This is a genomic window from Pseudomonas sp. HLS-6 (genome assembly GCF_002753995.1).
Lineage (GTDB): Bacteria > Pseudomonadota > Gammaproteobacteria > Pseudomonadales > Pseudomonadaceae > Aquipseudomonas > Aquipseudomonas defluvii.
Genome location: NZ_CP024478.1, coordinates 3,583,625 through 3,599,021 on the forward strand (window position 1 = coordinate 3,583,625; position 15,397 = coordinate 3,599,021).

The window sequence follows — 15,397 nt, forward strand, 5'->3', positions numbered from 1 at the left end:
CCCGTCAGGCGGTGGCCGTGTCCAACATCAGACGCTCGCGCACCACGTCGACCAGCTTGTCGGGCTGAAACTTGGAGAGGAAGTTGTCACAGCCGACCTTCTTCACCATCGATTCGTTGAAACTGCCGGACAACGAGGTATGCAAGACCACATACAAACCACGCAAACGCGGATCGTTGCGGATTTCCGTGGTCAATCGGTAACCGTCCATCTCTGGCATTTCAGCATCGGTGAACACCATCAACAGCTTCTCGCAGATGTCTTCACCGGCGTCGGCCCAGGCTTTGAGCATGCGCAGCGCCTTCAGCCCGTCACTGGCCACATGCATTTTCACGCCAAGTTGAGACAGGGTGTCGCGCAGCTGGGCGAGCGCCACCGTAGAGTCATCCACCAGCAACACCTCACGACCAAAAGCACGCGCCAGCAAGGGATCCTCGAGCTTGTCGCGGGATACCTTGGCACTGTACGGAACGATTTCCGCCAACACCTTCTCAACGTCGATGACTTCGACCAGTTGATCGTCAACCTTGCTGATGGCCGTCAAGTAATGCTGCCGGCCCGCACTGCTGGGCGGCGGCATGATAGCCTCCCAGTTCATGTTCACGATCCGGTCGACACCGCCGACCAGGAAGGCCTGTACGGAACGGTTGTACTCGGTGACGATAATGGTGCTGTTCGGCCCGGGCTGCAGCGGGCGCATGCCGATCGCCTGAGAAAGATCGATCACCGGCAGGGTCTGCCCACGCAAGTTGACGACACCACAGACAAACGGATGGCGCTGAGGCATCAGCGTCAACTTCGGCAGTTGAAGCACCTCTTGAACCTTGAACACGTTGATGGCGAACAACTGCCGACCTGCCAGACGGAACATGAGGATTTCCAGGCGGTTCTCGCCTACCAGCTGCGTCCGTTGGTCTACCGTGTCGAGAATGCCAGCCATTAGAAGAACCCCTGTTTCGCAAATTAAATGCATTAACCGTATATCGGCCGTTTTTCGCCCAGCTTGACCCCTCAAATAAAATGCTGGGCACCCCATTGATGTCACTTTAGCATCATGCTTTACTGCACTCATCCTCTTCATGCCCTTCCACGGGCACCTCAGACAGCATCAGGGAAACCCCTAGCAGCAATCGGGTGAGACCTGATGCTCGCAATATCCATTAGCCATTAATGTGACGCCATTCTCATTGCATGAATGGAGTCAGGCTTTTGTTTGCTATCGCTCGGTTGTGGCCAGCTTCTGCTCCGGCACTGCAAAACGTCCGCTGCCAGGCAGATTATCGGCACTTCGCCAACCTGCGCCCTGCGGGAGCCGCATAATGCAAGACGACTCACCCAACACGAGCGCGCTACAAGACTTTCTGATTGATGCCGAGGTTCTGCTGACCAAGACCCAGGAATGCCTGACGCACCTGGAACTGATCGGCAACGATCCGGATGCCATCGACTGCATGGTCGACACACTGGGTTCCCTGGCTAATCGCGCACAGGCCCACGACCAATCCGAGATTGCCGAATTCTGCCTTCAACTACGACTTCTGCTTGAGCCAGAGCGATACCGCAATCGTTTGCACGGTGAGGCGCTAACCGTGCTTTCGGACTGCCTGACACTGCTTTCCTGGCAACTGGAGTTGATTGATCCGCAAACCGGCATTCTCAGCCTGGATAACCAGGAGCAACTCGAGCTGATCGGCAACCTGACCAACACCTTGGACCCGCAAGAGGCGAGCCGCGCAGAATGAGCCGAGTCGCCCCATGCCAGCCGCTGTTTTTCAAGGCCAACTAGCCTCAACTAAAGTCGAACTAAGCCCGCGATAGAGCCGTTACCTGAACGGTGCAGAAAACACACTAAGCCATAACTTTGAACGCGTTCGACTAGTTCCAGGTAAAGCGCTTAAATCCCACCCGACCTTGATGTAAGGGAAGGTATCTTTACTGCACCCGTGATAGCGAAGTGCTACAATCACTCAAAAACGGAACGACCGTACCACCCAGTAAAATCTGACCATTCAGACACCTTCGGCACCCGCGACCAAATGTATATGAAGTGCTAATATGCGTCCCTGCGGTCGACACACAGCATCGCAGTGCTTAATTCATGGCATTGCCTGTTGGTTGAAAGCGTGGCCGCCATGCCAATGTAAAACCAACAATCAACAAGTTGTTTAAGGCAATACGACCAATACCTCTTGTTCGACCTTTGACAGGCTTTCAACAGCGATATATTCAGTGGCTTCATTCCCTATGCTCCTACGCCTCATGACGTTCAAGCGCTGGTCACCCGGAGCCGCCCTATTACGCTGGTTGACCGCAGGGCTTTGCCTGAGCTCGATTGCCGCAAACCTGTACCTGTACCTGCATTCGATGCCCATGCCGGGCAGTTTGCTGGCACTGCAGGCCTTGGCCATGCTGTGCATTGCATGGCAATTGCTGCGAAGCGCGCGCTCAATCGCCTTGCGCCCGCAGGAACTTGCCGAGCGCATGCTGAAAGTGCAGGAAAGTGAGCGCCAACACCTGAGCCGCGAGTTGCACGACGATATCGGCCAGTTGCTGACCGCCGCCAAACTTCAAGCCGACTGGCTCTATCGTCGCCTGCCGGCGGAGTTGCAGGAACACTGCACAACCCTGCGCAAGACACTGGACGATACATTGGCCAATGTCCGCGATGTCTCAGCGATCCTCAATCCTCGGCAACTGACCAGCCTTGGCCTGGAAGCAAGCCTGCGCGCGCACCTGCTGCGCACGCTGGAGAACACCGATGTGCTGTGGAGCCTCGATTGCAGACAACGCATGGACGGTATCCCGCAGGAAACCGCAATCGCCGCCTTTCGGATTACCCAAGAGGCCGTCACAAACATTTTGCGACACGCACGCGCCAGCAATCTGGTCGTCTGCATTCAACGCCTGCCTGAAGGCCTGTCACTCTCGATCACCGATGACGGCCAAGGTTTCCTGGCCACAGACAACCCTGCCGAGGGCGGCCAGCGCGGCTTGGCCGGCATGCTCGAACGCGTGAACCTGCTGGGCGGCAGCCTTTCGGTAGACAGCCAGCCCGGCCACGGCACAAAGATCCAGGCATTGTTCCCATGGGCACCACGAACCCTCGAACGCGCCAATGCAAGTAAGACCCCATGACCTGTAAATTACTGCTAGTAGATGACCATTCACTGATTAGAGCCGGCGTACGCGCACTGGTATCCGACATTCCGGGCTACACCGTGATAGGCGAAGCCAATGATGGCAACCAGTTGCCAGAACTGGTTCGACGACTTGACCCGGATATCGTCCTGCTGGATATCTCCATGCGCTCAACCAGCGGCCTTGACGCCCTGGCACAGCTGCGCGCAACCGATAGCCGCTGCAAAGTCTTGATTCTGTCGATGCACACTGACCCGGAGCTGATCATGCGCGCCCTGGAAACCGGCGCCCACGGCTACCTGCTCAAAGACACCACTGCCACCGAGCTTGAACAAGCTCTTGCCGCACTGCGTTGCGACGAACGCTACCTGAGTCCGGCCATTGCCCATACGGTCATCAATCAGGCATTGCTCAAAGCCAAGGCGAACAAGCCGGAAGCGGCCGATAATCACAACCTCACGGCACGCCAACTGGAAATTTTGCGGTTGATTGTGCGCGGAAAGTCCACCCGGGAGATTGCAAACGGCCTGGGCCTGAGTATTAAAACCGTAGAAACCCATCGCTCGCAGATCATGAAGCGCCTGCAGATTTACGACGTGGCCGGCCTGGTTCTGTTTGCCGTACGTGAGCAAATCATCAGCCTGGACGACTGAGCACTGAATACGCCTCGGGCAGACGCACTCGCAATGCCCCTCAGCAACACCGTGAGCCGCAGGCTTGCCACCCAAAGCGCCCTGCCATCCTGATTGAACGCCCCCTGCGTACGCCTGACACAGCCAGGCGCTAACATGCCCCCTTGTGCCAAGGTCTATCGACATTCCAGCTGCAACGTCACGCAGCACCGATATCGGCCTCGGCACAGCAAGAGCGGGGTACGATCAACGGTCGGAAAACACCCGCATTCATGGAAATGCCATTGAAAGCGTGCCGCCTAACGTGCATTATTCGACAAAATATTGGCAATCAAGGACGACGCCGGTGAAAAAGTCGGTTTATTGACTCATTGTGCAAGCGCCTGCCAGGTACCTGTTCCTTCCTGTCGCGCTGCACGATCGCAGCGCCCTTGCTTCGAGGCTATGTGAGATGAGTGTACTGATTCCCTGCATCATCGCTGGCGGCGCTGGCACAAGGCTCTGGCCGGTTTCCCGCGAAGCCATGCCCAAGCCATTCATGCGCATGCCAGATGGTCAGAGCCTGCTACAGAAGACCTTCATCCGGGCCAGCAACCTGAAGGATGTCGAGCGGGTGTTGACCGTGACCAACCGCGATGTTTTCTTCCGTACCCTGGATGAGTACCGGGCACTGAACCAGGCCCGCGTCGCACTGGACTTCATTCTCGAGCCTTGTGGCCGCAACACCGCGCCCGCCATTGCCGCCGCTGCCCTGCATTGCGCACGCCACTACGGTGAGGACGCGCAACTGCTGGTACTGCCAGCCGACCATCTGATCAGTGATCTGCAGGCCTTCGAAACAGCCGTTGGACATGCCAGGGAACTGGCCGAACAGCGCTGGCTAACTACGTTCGGCCTGGTCCCCAGCCGCCCGGAAACCGGCTTTGGCTATATCGAGAAGGGCCAACCGCTGGGCGCTCACGGCCATCAGGTTGCGCGCTTCGTTGAAAAGCCTGACGCAGCCACCGCACAACGCTACCTGGAAGAAGGCCGGCACCTGTGGAACGCCGGCATGTTCTGCATGCGTGTGGATGCCATCCTGCACGAACTGGAGATGCATGCACCGCAGTTGCTCGCGGCCGTAAGCGCATGCCTGGAGCGCAGCCAGAGCAAAACCGGTCACGATGAGTTGCAACTGGAACTGGATGCTGACAGTTTTGCGCAAGTCCCGGACATCTCCATCGACTACGCAGTGATGGAGCCCTCAAAACGGGTTGCGGTACTTCCCAGCGAACTGGGCTGGAGCGATATCGGATGCTGGCAAGCCGTACGCGAACTGAAGGAAAGCGATCACAACGGCAACCAATGCAACGGCGAGACCGTACTTCACGACGTGAGCAACTGCTACATCGATTCGCCTCGCCGCCTGGTAGGAGGCCTTGGCCTGGACAACCTGATCATCATTGATACGCCCGATGCGTTGCTGATCGCGGACGCGCAGCGCAGTCAGGAGGTCAAGTTGATCGCCCAGGAGCTCAAGCGCCAGGGCCATGACGCCTATCGCCTGCACCGCACCGTGACGCGTCCTTGGGGCACCTACACCGTGCTGGAGGAAGGCCCGCGCTTCAAGATCAAGCGCATCATGGTTCGCCCGGAAGCGTCGCTGTCGCTGCAGATGCACCATCACCGCAGTGAACACTGGATCGTGGTCAGCGGAATGGCGATGGTGACCAACGGCGAAGAAGAATTTTTGCTCGACACCAATGAGTCAACCTTCATCAAACCCGGCTGCACCCATCGCCTGCGCAATCCGGGGGTCATCGATCTGGTGATGATCGAAGTACAAAGTGGCGAATATTTGGGCGAGGACGACATCGTACGCTTTACTGATATTTACGGACGCGCCCCAGAGCCGATCATCGGCTGACTCAGGCAGGCGCGCCTTTCATATCGGCCAGCGTTACCCGCCCGGCGATAGAGGAAAGGCTTCATGCGCGTACTCTGGACACTGCCCAACCTGCCCTGGCCAACCACCAGCGGTGGCAAGACCCGGCAATACAACCTGCTACGCGGCCTGGCCCAACGGGGCCACCGCATCACCTTGTTGGTGCAATCGAAGGTCCCCCTTGGGGACGCGGCACGGCAAGCGCTCGAACCCTGGGTCGAGCGCTTGATCGTACTGCCCAGGCGCCCGCTGCGCAGCCCGCTCAACCTGCTCGCAGCGTTCTATGTCAGCTACCCGATGCGGGCCAGTATCAACGGCCTGGCGCCCCACCTGCGGCATTGTTTCGAGCACTTGCTGCAAGAACACTGGGACGTGATACAGATCGAGCACAGCTACAGTTTTCAACCCTTCGAAAAAGCCCTGCAATCGAGCGGACTGCCATTCATTGTCAGTGAGCACACCGTTGAATCCATTGCCGGTGCCGCCCGCCAGGACCGACTGCCCTTGTGGCTGCGCCCTTTCAATACCTTCGACCGCTGGCGCTACCGGTACTGGGAAACACGGGTACTGCGCCAGGCCAGCGAAGTGATTGCGGTCAGTGAAGACGACGCCGGCCTGATCAGCCGAATGACTGGCCGCACCGCCCGTGTGGTCATCAATGGCGTCGACTGCGAGTACTACCAGTCTGTGAGCCCGGCACTGCACAGCCAACGCCTGTTGTTTGTCGGCAATTTCGAGTACGGCGCCAACCTCAATGCCATTGAGTGGGCCCTCGACGACATCATGCCGAAAGTCTGGCTGAGCAACCCGGCGGTTCGCGTGGCAATCGCGGGCCATGCCCTGCCGGAACAATTGAAATTGCACTGGAATGACCCGCGTATCGAGTGGATCGGCTACCTGCCCGACCTGCGCGACATACAACGTCACTCGGCGATTTTCCTCGCCCCGCTGCGCCATAAAGGTGGCTGCAAGGTCAAGGTGCTGGAAGCCATGGCGGCCGGCCTGCCCGTGGTCACTACCCGCGATGGCGTCGCCGGCCTGACCGTAAACAATGGCGAACACTACCTGGGCTGCGACGACAGCGATGGCCTGGCCTTGATGATTACCCAACTGCTCAACCAACCCTGGCGCATGCGACAACTGTCGGACGCTGCTCGCCAGTTCGTCAGTACAACGCACGACTGGAGCGTTGCAGCGGCACAACTTGAAGCAGTACACGCGCGCCTCAGCGCGCTGTCCAGAACAGGTGGTGCCGACCTGGACAGCGCACTGCTAAGCCGCTCAGCCGAGTAATTCGCTCAACGGAATGAACTGCAGCATGTCGCCTGGCACGAGTGTCTGGCCCTCACGAACCTCGACCAGTCCCTCTGCCCAGGCGGCACTGCGCAGCACGCCAGAACTCTGGTTTTTGTAGATCCGCGCCTGCCCGTGCTCCATTCGCCCCCGCAAGTATTCCCGGCGACTGCCGGCCTTGGGCCATTCAAAGCCGGCTGGCACGGCAAACTGCAGAGGCGCGACGTCCTGAACACCCTGGCGGCGCAACAGGTAGGGACGGGTCAGCAGGCCGAACGTCACCAGCGTCGACGCAGGGTTACCGGGCAGCCCGACCACCGGCACACCGCGGTAATGCCCGAAGGTCAGCGGCTTGCCTGGCTTGATTCCCAGCTTCCAGAGCCCCAACTCGCCTTCCTCACGCAAGGCGATACCCAGGTAGTCGGCTTCACCGACCGAAACACCGCCGGTAGAGAGGATCAGGTCGACGTCAGAGAGACGCCCCAGGCATTCGCGGGTCTTCTGCAGGTCATCCTCAAGAATGCCGACGTCGACCACTTCACAACCCAAACGCTGCAACCAGGCCGCCAGCAGCCGTCGATTGCTGTTGTAGATCTGCCCGGGGCCCAACGGCAAGCCAGGCTCAACCAACTCATCACCGGTGGACAGCAACGCTACCCGCACGCGCCGAACCACCGTCAGCTCAGCGCAGCCCAATGAGGCTGCCAAGCCCAACTCGATAGGCCCCAGGCGTGTGCCGGCAGCCAGCACCTGCTCACCGGCGCGTGTTTCCTGGCCTTGAGGACGAATGTTCTGACCAACGCGCAACGGCTGGGTGAAGCGCACCCGCTGATCGGCCAGAACCTCGGTATTTTCCTGCATCTCCACACAATCGGCGCCCGCCGGCATTGGCGCACCGGTAAAGATACGCGCACAAGTGCCGGGCTCCAGTGGTGCGGGCGCATGACCGGCAAATATCCGTTGGCTCACCACCAGCGGCTCACCCTGCCAATCGGCCAGGCGCAAGGCATAACCGTCCATGGCGCTGTTCGGCCACGGCGGCAGGTCCAGGCTGGCAACCAGTTCACGGGCCAGTACGCGGCCTTCAGCCTCAGCCAGGCAGACCTGCTCATACTCACGAACAGGCGTGCTATCGGCCAACGCCAGCAGGCGTTCAAGGGCCTGCTCGACGGACATCAGCGGCTTCACCGCCGCGGCCTCAGCCACGGCTCTGGCAGGGTTCGGCCTGCTTGAGGTGGGTGACAAAATTGCACGGGCGATGACGGGCATCCAACTGCTCGGCCAGGATGCCGTCCCAGCCGGTACGGCATGCATTGGTCGAACCCGGCAGGCAACACACCAGCGTGCCATTGGCCAGGCCCGCAAGCGCGCGCGACTGGATGGTGGAGGTGCCGATATCGGCCAACGAAATGTGCCGGAACAGCTCACCAAAACCATCGACCTGCTTGTCCAGCAAGCACGTCACCGCTTCGGGCGTGCTGTCGCGACCGGTAAACCCTGTACCACCGGTAATCAGCACCACTTGAATCTGCTCATCGGCAATCCAGGTCGCGACCTGAGCCCTGATTTTGTAGAGATCGTCCTTGAGCAATACACGCGCCGCAAGGGCGTGCCCGGCCGTCGTCAGGCGTTCGACGAACACCTCACCCGAGGTATCGGTTTCAAGCGTACGGGTATCACTGACGGTCAACACCGCGATGTTAAGCGGCACAAAAGGTACATCAGCCTTGGCTTTCATGGGACCTTGAATCCATTGGTAGGAACACATGCCCGGTGTTATATCACAGGCCACATCAACTCGCGCCCGGCGCTACCCTGACCACGATCAACACCTGACAGCTATGCTGCACTCAACAAGGAACTTGCTGTAAAGGTATGCATCTCAAGGACCGTACAGCATCCCATCCATGACTGGAGATACACGATGATCCAACGAGCACTCCCAGCGATCCTCCTCGCACTGGGCCTGGGCACCCTGGCAGGCTGCTCATCGCCAGCCGTGATCACCCTCAACGACGGACGCGAGATCCAGACCATCGACACGCCAACGTATGATGATGACTCCGGTTTCTACGAATTCGAGCAACTGGACGGCAAGCGCAACCGCGTCAACAAAGACCAGGTCCGCACGGTCCAAGACCTCTGAAACGGGGCGGCTCGCGTGCTACGCCGATGGTCAGTGTCGATTGCCGGCATCGAAGAACACCCTCAGAATACGCGCCCTTTTCTCCTGTTTGAGGTTGTTTCACATGCGTAAGACTCTTGCCGCCATTACTCTGGGCCTGCTGTGCGCACAAGGCGCAGTGGCGGGCGATGGCACGACGGCAATCGGCGGCGGCCTGGGCGGCGTTCTAGGTAACGTTGTCGGGCAAAAACTGGGCGGCAGCACCGGTGCAGCTGTCGGTGCCGGCGTTGGCGGTGCAGCGGGCAGCGCAATGGCCGCGAAAAAGGGCAACAAAGCCGAGGCAGCGCTGGGTGGCGGCCTGGGGTCGGCAGGTGGCTCGCTGATTGGCGGCAAGCTCGGTGGTAGCACCGGCTCGGCCATCGGTGCAGGCCTGGGCGGTGCAGCCGGTGGTGCTCTGGGCAACAACCTGGCCGACGGCAACAAGAAGCGTCGCCACTGATACAACGCCTGCGATGGCATCAGCAGGGTGCCCGCGGGTTCGCGGCACCTGTATCGCTGGCAAGCCCCGCGCCAACAACCTTGTGCGACCGTTGTTGAAGCGGGCTTGCCAATGATGTGCCTTACATCGCCGCCTGGGCAGGCGCTTCCTCAGGCAATACCGGTACGAAGTTCAGCTGCAAGCGCTCGCTGCTCCAGGCACGGGTCTTGTTGGTCAGCTCAAGGTTGTTGTTGAGCTTCTGGCCATAGGTTGGAATGATTTCCTTCAGCTTGGCCTGCCACTCAGGGGTCTTGATACGGTCCTTGAAGGTCTTCTCCAACACACTCAGCATGATCGGCGCAGCAGTCGAAGCACCAGGTGATGCACCCAGCAGTGCGGCGATGGTGCCGTCCTCGGACGCAACCACTTCGGTACCGAACTGCAGGATACCGCCGTGCACAGGGTCTTTCTTGATCACCTGAACCCGCTGACCGGCCTGAAGCAGTTTCCAGTCTTCGTTCCGGGCGTTCGGGAAATACTCACGCAGGGCTGCCATGCGGTCGTCGAAGCTCAGCATCAACTGGCCCATCAGGTAGGTGCTCAGGTCGATGTTGTCGATACCGGCGTGGGTCATTGGCATGATGTTGTGGCGGGTCAGCGCAGCGAACATGTCAAGCAACGAGCCATTCTTGAGGAACTTCGTCGAGAACGTGGCGAACGGACCGAACAGCAGCACTTCCTTGCCATCGATCACTCGGGTGTCCAGGTGCGGAACCGACATCGGTGGCGCACCGACCGAAGCCTTGCCGTACAACTTGGCCTTGTGGCGCGCAACGATGTCCTGGTTGTCCGTCATCAGGAATTGACCGCCGACCGGGAAGCCTGCATAGCCTTCGGCTTCAGGAATACCCGACTTCTGCAGCAACTTGAGCGCACCACCACCGGCACCAATGAAGACGAACCTGGCCTTGACGCTGGTTTCGACGCCTTTGTTGGCCAGGTCGGCAACGACCACGGTCCAGGTGTTGTCTGCATTGCGAACAATGTCGCGGACTTCATGCTGAACGTGCAGTTTGACGTTATCGTGTTGGGTCATCGACGCGAACAACTGGCGGGTAATCTCACCAAAGTTGACGTCGGTGCCGATCGGCATGCGTGTGGCTGCGATCTTCTGGTCGGCGGCACGGCCTTCCATGACCAGCGGCACCCACTGCTCGATCTGCTTGTGGTCTTCGGTGTATTCCATGCCGCGGAACAACGAGCTGTGTTGCAGGGCAGCATGACGCTTCTTCAGGAACTCGACGTTCTTGTCGCCCCAGACGAAGCTCATGTGCGGCACATTGTTGATGAACGACTTAGGATTGTTCAGCACATTGCGCTCGACCTGATAGGCCCAGAACTGCTTGGAGATCTCGAACTGCTCATTGACCCCGACAGCCTTGCTGATATCGATCGTTCCGTCGGCACCTTCGCTGGTGTAGTTCAGTTCGCAGAACGCCGAGTGACCGGTACCGGCGTTGTTCCAGGCGTTGGAGCTTTCTTCGGCAACCTTGTCCATGCGCTCATAGATGTCGATGGACCATTCAGGCTCCAGCTCGTTGAGGTAGGTCCCAAGGCTTGCACTCATGATGCCACCGCCGATCAGCAGCACGTCTACGGTTTTCTCGGGCTCATTGGGCTTGGAGCAACCGATGACGCTCAGGCACAAGAGCGTCAGCAGGATTTTTTTCATAGTTCAATCCAATTGAAGTGAAGTAATTGGCAATGACTGCTCGCCCCGTTGTGCACGCCCGATTTTTGTTTTTGCTCGCGCAGGCCAACGCAGAGGGCGACCCGGTACTCAGGCAGCAGGCCTGGACACCGGCGCGATGGCTGGCGGCTGGGGTTGTTCGATGGATCGGGGAACAGTCGTCACGCCGTGCGGTCATCTGAAGCGGCAACCGCCGGGTGCTTGCATGGCCTAAGCCAACGCCGCCTTAAAGCAGGAAGCGGGCCAACTGCGCTCACACCAACGGCCAATGGCTAAAACGTGTCAGCCCGCGCATATTCAGCGGTTTTCATGGCGACAATCCGCCACATTGCCACGCCTCAGCGGCTGGCAAGTGGCGGATTTCCCCCGCCTGTGGCGATCAGGCGCTGAGGCGAGCGGTAACGGCGCCCAGTTGCCCGGACAGCTCGTGCAGGCGACCACCGGCCTGCTCGGTATGTTCCACCGCTTCCTGGTTGGCGGTCGCAATCCGCGTGATTTCCACCAGGTTGCGCGAGATATCATCGGCCACGCTGGTCTGCTCCTCCGCAGCCGTGGCGATCTGCCGGTTCATGTCGCGGATCGCTTCCACCGCCAAGGTGATGCGCTGAAGCATTTGCCCCGCACGTTGAACTTGCGCGGCCCCCTCCTCACTGCGCACCTGACCGCTCTCAATGGCCTTGACCGCCTCCATGGCACCCGACTGTACAGCGCTGATGATCTGATTGATCTCGGCAATCGACGCGCCGGTGCGCTGAGCCAGGCTGCGCACTTCATCGGCAACGACCGCAAAACCACGGCCCGCTTCGCCGGCACGCGCCGCCTCAATGGCCGCGTTGAGTGCCAGCAGGTTAGTCTGCTCGGCGATACCGTGAATGACCTCCAGCACTTTGCCAATCCGCGCACTGTCGTGCTCCAGATTGCGAATAACGCCTGCGGTACCGACAATTTCCTGATTAACGGCGGCAATCGTATCGATCGTCGCCTGCATCACCTGCTCGCCTGCCTGGGCATTGTGATCTGCCTCGTCGGCGGCACGCGCCGCTTCAGCTGCATGGCGTGCGACCTCCTGCGCCGTGGCAGACATTTCATGCATGGCCGTCGCGACCTGATCGGTGCGCTGAAACTGGTCATCCGTGCCACGAGCCATGCCGCCGGCGATGGTCCGCAACTCGCCGCTGGCCGACTCAAGGTCTACCGCGTTGCTCTGCAGACGCCCAAAGGTATCGGCAAGGAAATCACGCAAGGTATTGGCCGCTAACGCCAGGCGCCCAAGCTCATCCTGACGGTCACTGGCAACACGCGCATCGAAACGGCCATGACTGAGGTTCGCCACATACTCAATCAGCGTGCGGATTGGCTCGACAATGTTGCGGTTGACCAGCAACACACTAAGCAGCCCCACGAGCACAGCCGAGCCGAACATGATCAACAACCCCAGCCAGACCGTGCGCTGCGCCGCTTCACTGATGTGTGTAGCGCGCGCCTTGGCATCCGCGCGCAACTGGCTGACCAACTCACTCATCTGCTCACTGGTTGCCCGGTCGACACCCTTTACCGCCTGATCGCCTGCAACAGGATCACCGCCTGCTGCCAAAAAGGCTTCGCGGCCTTTGGCGTAGGCCGCACCCAGTTGACGATGGCTATCCTTGAGTTGCACGAGGCGCGCCTGGAGCTGAGATTCTTGTGCGTTGCTGTTGATCAATTGCGCAAGAATGTCCTGCACTTGCTGCTCGCGTGCCTGGAACTGCTGCCAGTACTTGTCCAGTTCCGCAGGTTGCTTGCCACGCAGCAGGACGTTTTTCCACTCCTGAACCTGGACCTTGAATTGCAAGTTGGCCTCATCGATCAGCTGCGAGGCCTGTAGCGGCCCATCGACCAACTCACCATATCCACGCACGCTGGCAGAGAGAAACTGGAAGCAGACCAGAGCAATCAGCAGCATCGCCAACACGCTTCCGCCAAGCAGAGCGAGGATTTGCATCCGTAGAGATTTACGCAGGAACATCGGGCAGGGTCTCACAACAAGGTAGAGGTGTGTGTACCAATGCAAGACGCGGAGACATCCTTATCTCCCTTGGCAAGCAGCCAGCATCAGCAAAAAAAACGGTCATCCGTGACGGCCGGCAAGCATTCAAGTGCTACGCAACAACGGGTTACGATAGTCTCAGGGGATTACTACAGAAATGTGACAGACGGTATTAGAGCCGTCATAAAACTGTAAAGACCTCGCTTACACCTTGTTATCGGCTTCATGTGGCGTATCTGCAGCACTGAACTGCAACGCCGCCAGCCGGGCATACAGCGGGCTTTCGGCAATCAACTGCCGATGAGTGCCGACCGCCACCAGCCGGCCCTGATCGATGACAGCGATCCTGTCGGCATGCTGCACGGTTGCCAGGCGGTGAGCGATCACCAGCGTGGTTCGTCCGGCCATCAACCCTGGCAAGGCTTGCTGGATCAAGTGCTCGCTCTGTGCGTCCAGCGCACTGGTCGCCTCGTCGAGCAAGAGGATCGGCGCATCCACCAAAAGCGCCCGGGCAATGGCCAAGCGCTGACGCTGACCACCGGAAAGCCCAAGCCCGGACTCGCCCAGGTGGGTTTGATAGCCTTGAGGCAACTGCAGGATGAACTCATGGGCGTAGGCACTGCGTGCAGCGGCCTCGACCTCGGCGCTGCTGGCATCGGCACGACCGTAGCGGATATTGTCCTCGACCGTGCCGTAGAACAACGCCGGGTTTTGTGCGACCAGCGCGAAGTTTCGCCGCAAGTCCTGAGGGTCCAGTCGATCAACGGGCTGGCCGTCGAGCAGGATCTGCCCGGCTTGCGGATCGTAAAAGCGCAGCAGCAGATCAAACAGCGTTGATTTACCAGCACCCGACGGCCCGACCAACGCCAGGGTCTCGCCGGGCGCCACCACCAGGCTCAAATGATCAATAGCAGCCGGGTTCGGTCGCGACGGATAGGCAAAGCACACCTCACGCAGTTCCAACTGGCCGCTGACCCTTTCCGGCAAGTGCATCACGCTGTGCTCCGGCGAAACGATCTCACTGCGTGCGGCCAACAGCTCAGCAATACGTTCCGCCGCGCCCGCAGCACGCTGAAGCTCACCGATCACCTCGCTCAAGGTGCCAAACGCACTGCCGACGATCAGGCTGTAAAAAACGAACGCGGCCAGCTCACCGCCGGAAATACGCCCCGCGATCACGTCCATGCCACCCACCCAAAGCATCACCCCCACCGCACCGAGCACCAGCACAATGACCAGGGTAATCAGCCAGGCGCGCTGCAGAATGCGTTTGCGCGCGGTGTCGAACGCCGCTTCGACCGTCACAGCAAAACGACGCTGGTCGCTGGCCTGATGGTTGTAGGCCTGCACGGTCTTGATTTGCCCCAGGGTTTCGGCCACATAACTGCCAACATCCGCTACCCGGTCCTGGCTCTGACGCGACAGGCTACGCACCCGCCGACCGAAAACCAGAATCGGCACCAGCACCAGGGGCAACGCCAACACCACAATGCTGGTCAGCTTCGGGTTGGTCACGAACAGCAGCACAACGCCACCCACCACCATCAAGGCATTGCGCAGAAACAACGAAAGCGAAGAACCGATCACCGATTGCAGCAACGTTGTATCGGCGGTCAGCCGCGACTGAATTTCTGAACTGCGGTTGCTCTCGAAAAAACCGGGGTGCAGGTAGACCAAGTGATCAAACACCTGCTGACGGATATCAGCAACAACACGCTCACCGATCCACGACACCAGGTAGAAGCGCGTAAAGGTGCCAACCGCAAGGGCCAGCACCAGCAACAAGAACAACCCGATAGACTGATTCAGCAGTGTTGGCGACTGCGTCATGAAGCCCTGGTCAACCATCAAGCGAATCCCCTGCCCCATCGACAGGGTAATCGCCGCCGTCAGCACTAGCGCGACCAGCGCGGCGATTGCCTGTTTTCGATACGGGCGGATAAAACGCCATGCCAGTTGAATGGCCTGGCGTTGCCGGGAAGACACACGGAGGATCATGACAATGCCACTTTCAGTCGATTTGCAGCAGCC

Annotated in this window: 13 protein-coding genes and 1 pseudogene; 7 read left to right on the forward strand and 7 right to left on the reverse strand. The window is 59.5% G+C overall.

Annotation, left to right across the window (positions count from 1 at the left end):
• Positions 1–4 precede the first annotated feature (4 nt).
• On the reverse strand, positions 5–940 hold the full coding sequence (locus tag CS390_RS16785; RefSeq protein ID WP_065758447.1) for a chemotaxis protein CheV: 936 nt from the start codon (positions 938–940) through the stop codon (positions 5–7).
• Between the two features lie 379 nt (positions 941–1,319).
• Between CS390_RS16785 and CS390_RS16790 the strand changes: the two genes are divergently transcribed.
• From CS390_RS16790 to CS390_RS16810, 5 genes are all read left to right on the forward strand, one after another.
• Positions 1,320–1,742 (forward strand): hypothetical protein, encoded by a 423-nt coding sequence (locus CS390_RS16790; RefSeq protein WP_065758446.1) that lies wholly within the window; start codon positions 1,320–1,322, stop codon positions 1,740–1,742.
• A 502-nt stretch (positions 1,743–2,244) separates the two neighbouring features.
• Positions 2,245–3,135, forward strand: a complete 891-nt coding sequence (locus tag CS390_RS16795; RefSeq protein WP_065758445.1) for a sensor histidine kinase — start codon at positions 2,245–2,247, stop codon at positions 3,133–3,135.
• Positions 3,132–3,791: a response regulator transcription factor gene (locus CS390_RS16800; RefSeq protein WP_099775399.1), complete on the forward strand. Its 660-nt coding sequence runs from the start codon at positions 3,132–3,134 to the stop codon at positions 3,789–3,791. Before CS390_RS16795 ends, CS390_RS16800 begins: the two co-directional genes overlap by 4 nt.
• Before the next feature lie 430 nt (positions 3,792–4,221).
• Positions 4,222–5,676, forward strand: coding sequence for a mannose-1-phosphate guanylyltransferase/mannose-6-phosphate isomerase (locus CS390_RS16805; protein WP_099775400.1), 1,455 nt, complete (start codon positions 4,222–4,224; stop codon positions 5,674–5,676).
• A 63-nt stretch (positions 5,677–5,739) separates the two neighbouring features.
• Entirely contained in the window at positions 5,740–6,987 is a 1,248-nt protein-coding gene (locus CS390_RS16810; protein ID WP_099775401.1) for a glycosyltransferase family 4 protein, read from the forward strand.
• Here the strand turns inward: CS390_RS16810 and glp are convergent.
• Positions 6,976–8,163, reverse strand: a complete 1,188-nt coding sequence (glp, locus tag CS390_RS16815; RefSeq protein ID WP_177442414.1) for a gephyrin-like molybdotransferase Glp — start codon at positions 8,161–8,163, stop codon at positions 6,976–6,978. The genes CS390_RS16810 and glp overlap by 12 nt on opposite strands.
• A 22-nt stretch (positions 8,164–8,185) precedes the next feature.
• Positions 8,186–8,725: a molybdenum cofactor biosynthesis protein B gene (gene moaB / locus CS390_RS16820; protein ID WP_099775403.1), complete on the reverse strand. Its 540-nt coding sequence runs from the start codon at positions 8,723–8,725 to the stop codon at positions 8,186–8,188.
• Between the two features lie 186 nt (positions 8,726–8,911).
• Here moaB and CS390_RS16825 point away from each other — a divergent pair, with 186 nt between their 5' ends.
• The gene (locus CS390_RS16825) at positions 8,912–9,133 is read left to right on the forward strand and encodes a YgdI/YgdR family lipoprotein (RefSeq protein WP_099775404.1); all 222 of its coding nucleotides are present in this window, start codon (positions 8,912–8,914) and stop codon (positions 9,131–9,133) included.
• Positions 9,134–9,236: 103 nt separating this feature from the next.
• Positions 9,237–9,611 carry a bacteriocin gene (locus CS390_RS16830; protein WP_065758439.1) on the forward strand — a complete coding sequence of 125 codons (375 nt, stop codon included), beginning with the start codon at positions 9,237–9,239 and terminating at the stop codon, positions 9,609–9,611.
• A 121-nt stretch (positions 9,612–9,732) separates the two neighbouring features.
• Here CS390_RS16830 and mqo read toward each other — a convergent pair whose 3' ends face one another.
• The 4 genes and pseudogenes from mqo to CS390_RS16845 all read right to left on the reverse strand — a co-directional run bounded on the left by mqo (position 9,733) and on the right by CS390_RS16845 (position 15,364).
• Positions 9,733–11,322 carry a malate dehydrogenase (quinone) gene (gene mqo, locus CS390_RS16835; RefSeq protein ID WP_099775405.1) on the reverse strand — a complete coding sequence of 530 codons (1,590 nt, stop codon included), beginning with the start codon at positions 11,320–11,322 and terminating at the stop codon, positions 9,733–9,735.
• 397 nt (positions 11,323–11,719) lie between these two features.
• Positions 11,720–12,487, reverse strand: a complete 768-nt coding sequence (locus tag CS390_RS25730; RefSeq protein WP_371917179.1) for a methyl-accepting chemotaxis protein — start codon at positions 12,485–12,487, stop codon at positions 11,720–11,722.
• 117 nt (positions 12,488–12,604) lie between these two features.
• Positions 12,605–13,345, reverse strand: a pseudogene (locus tag CS390_RS25735) (HAMP domain-containing protein); the annotation flags it as partial.
• Between the two features lie 225 nt (positions 13,346–13,570).
• Positions 13,571–15,364, reverse strand: a complete 1,794-nt coding sequence (locus CS390_RS16845; protein ID WP_099775407.1) for an ABC transporter transmembrane domain-containing protein — start codon at positions 15,362–15,364, stop codon at positions 13,571–13,573.
• Positions 15,365–15,397 lie beyond the last annotated feature (33 nt).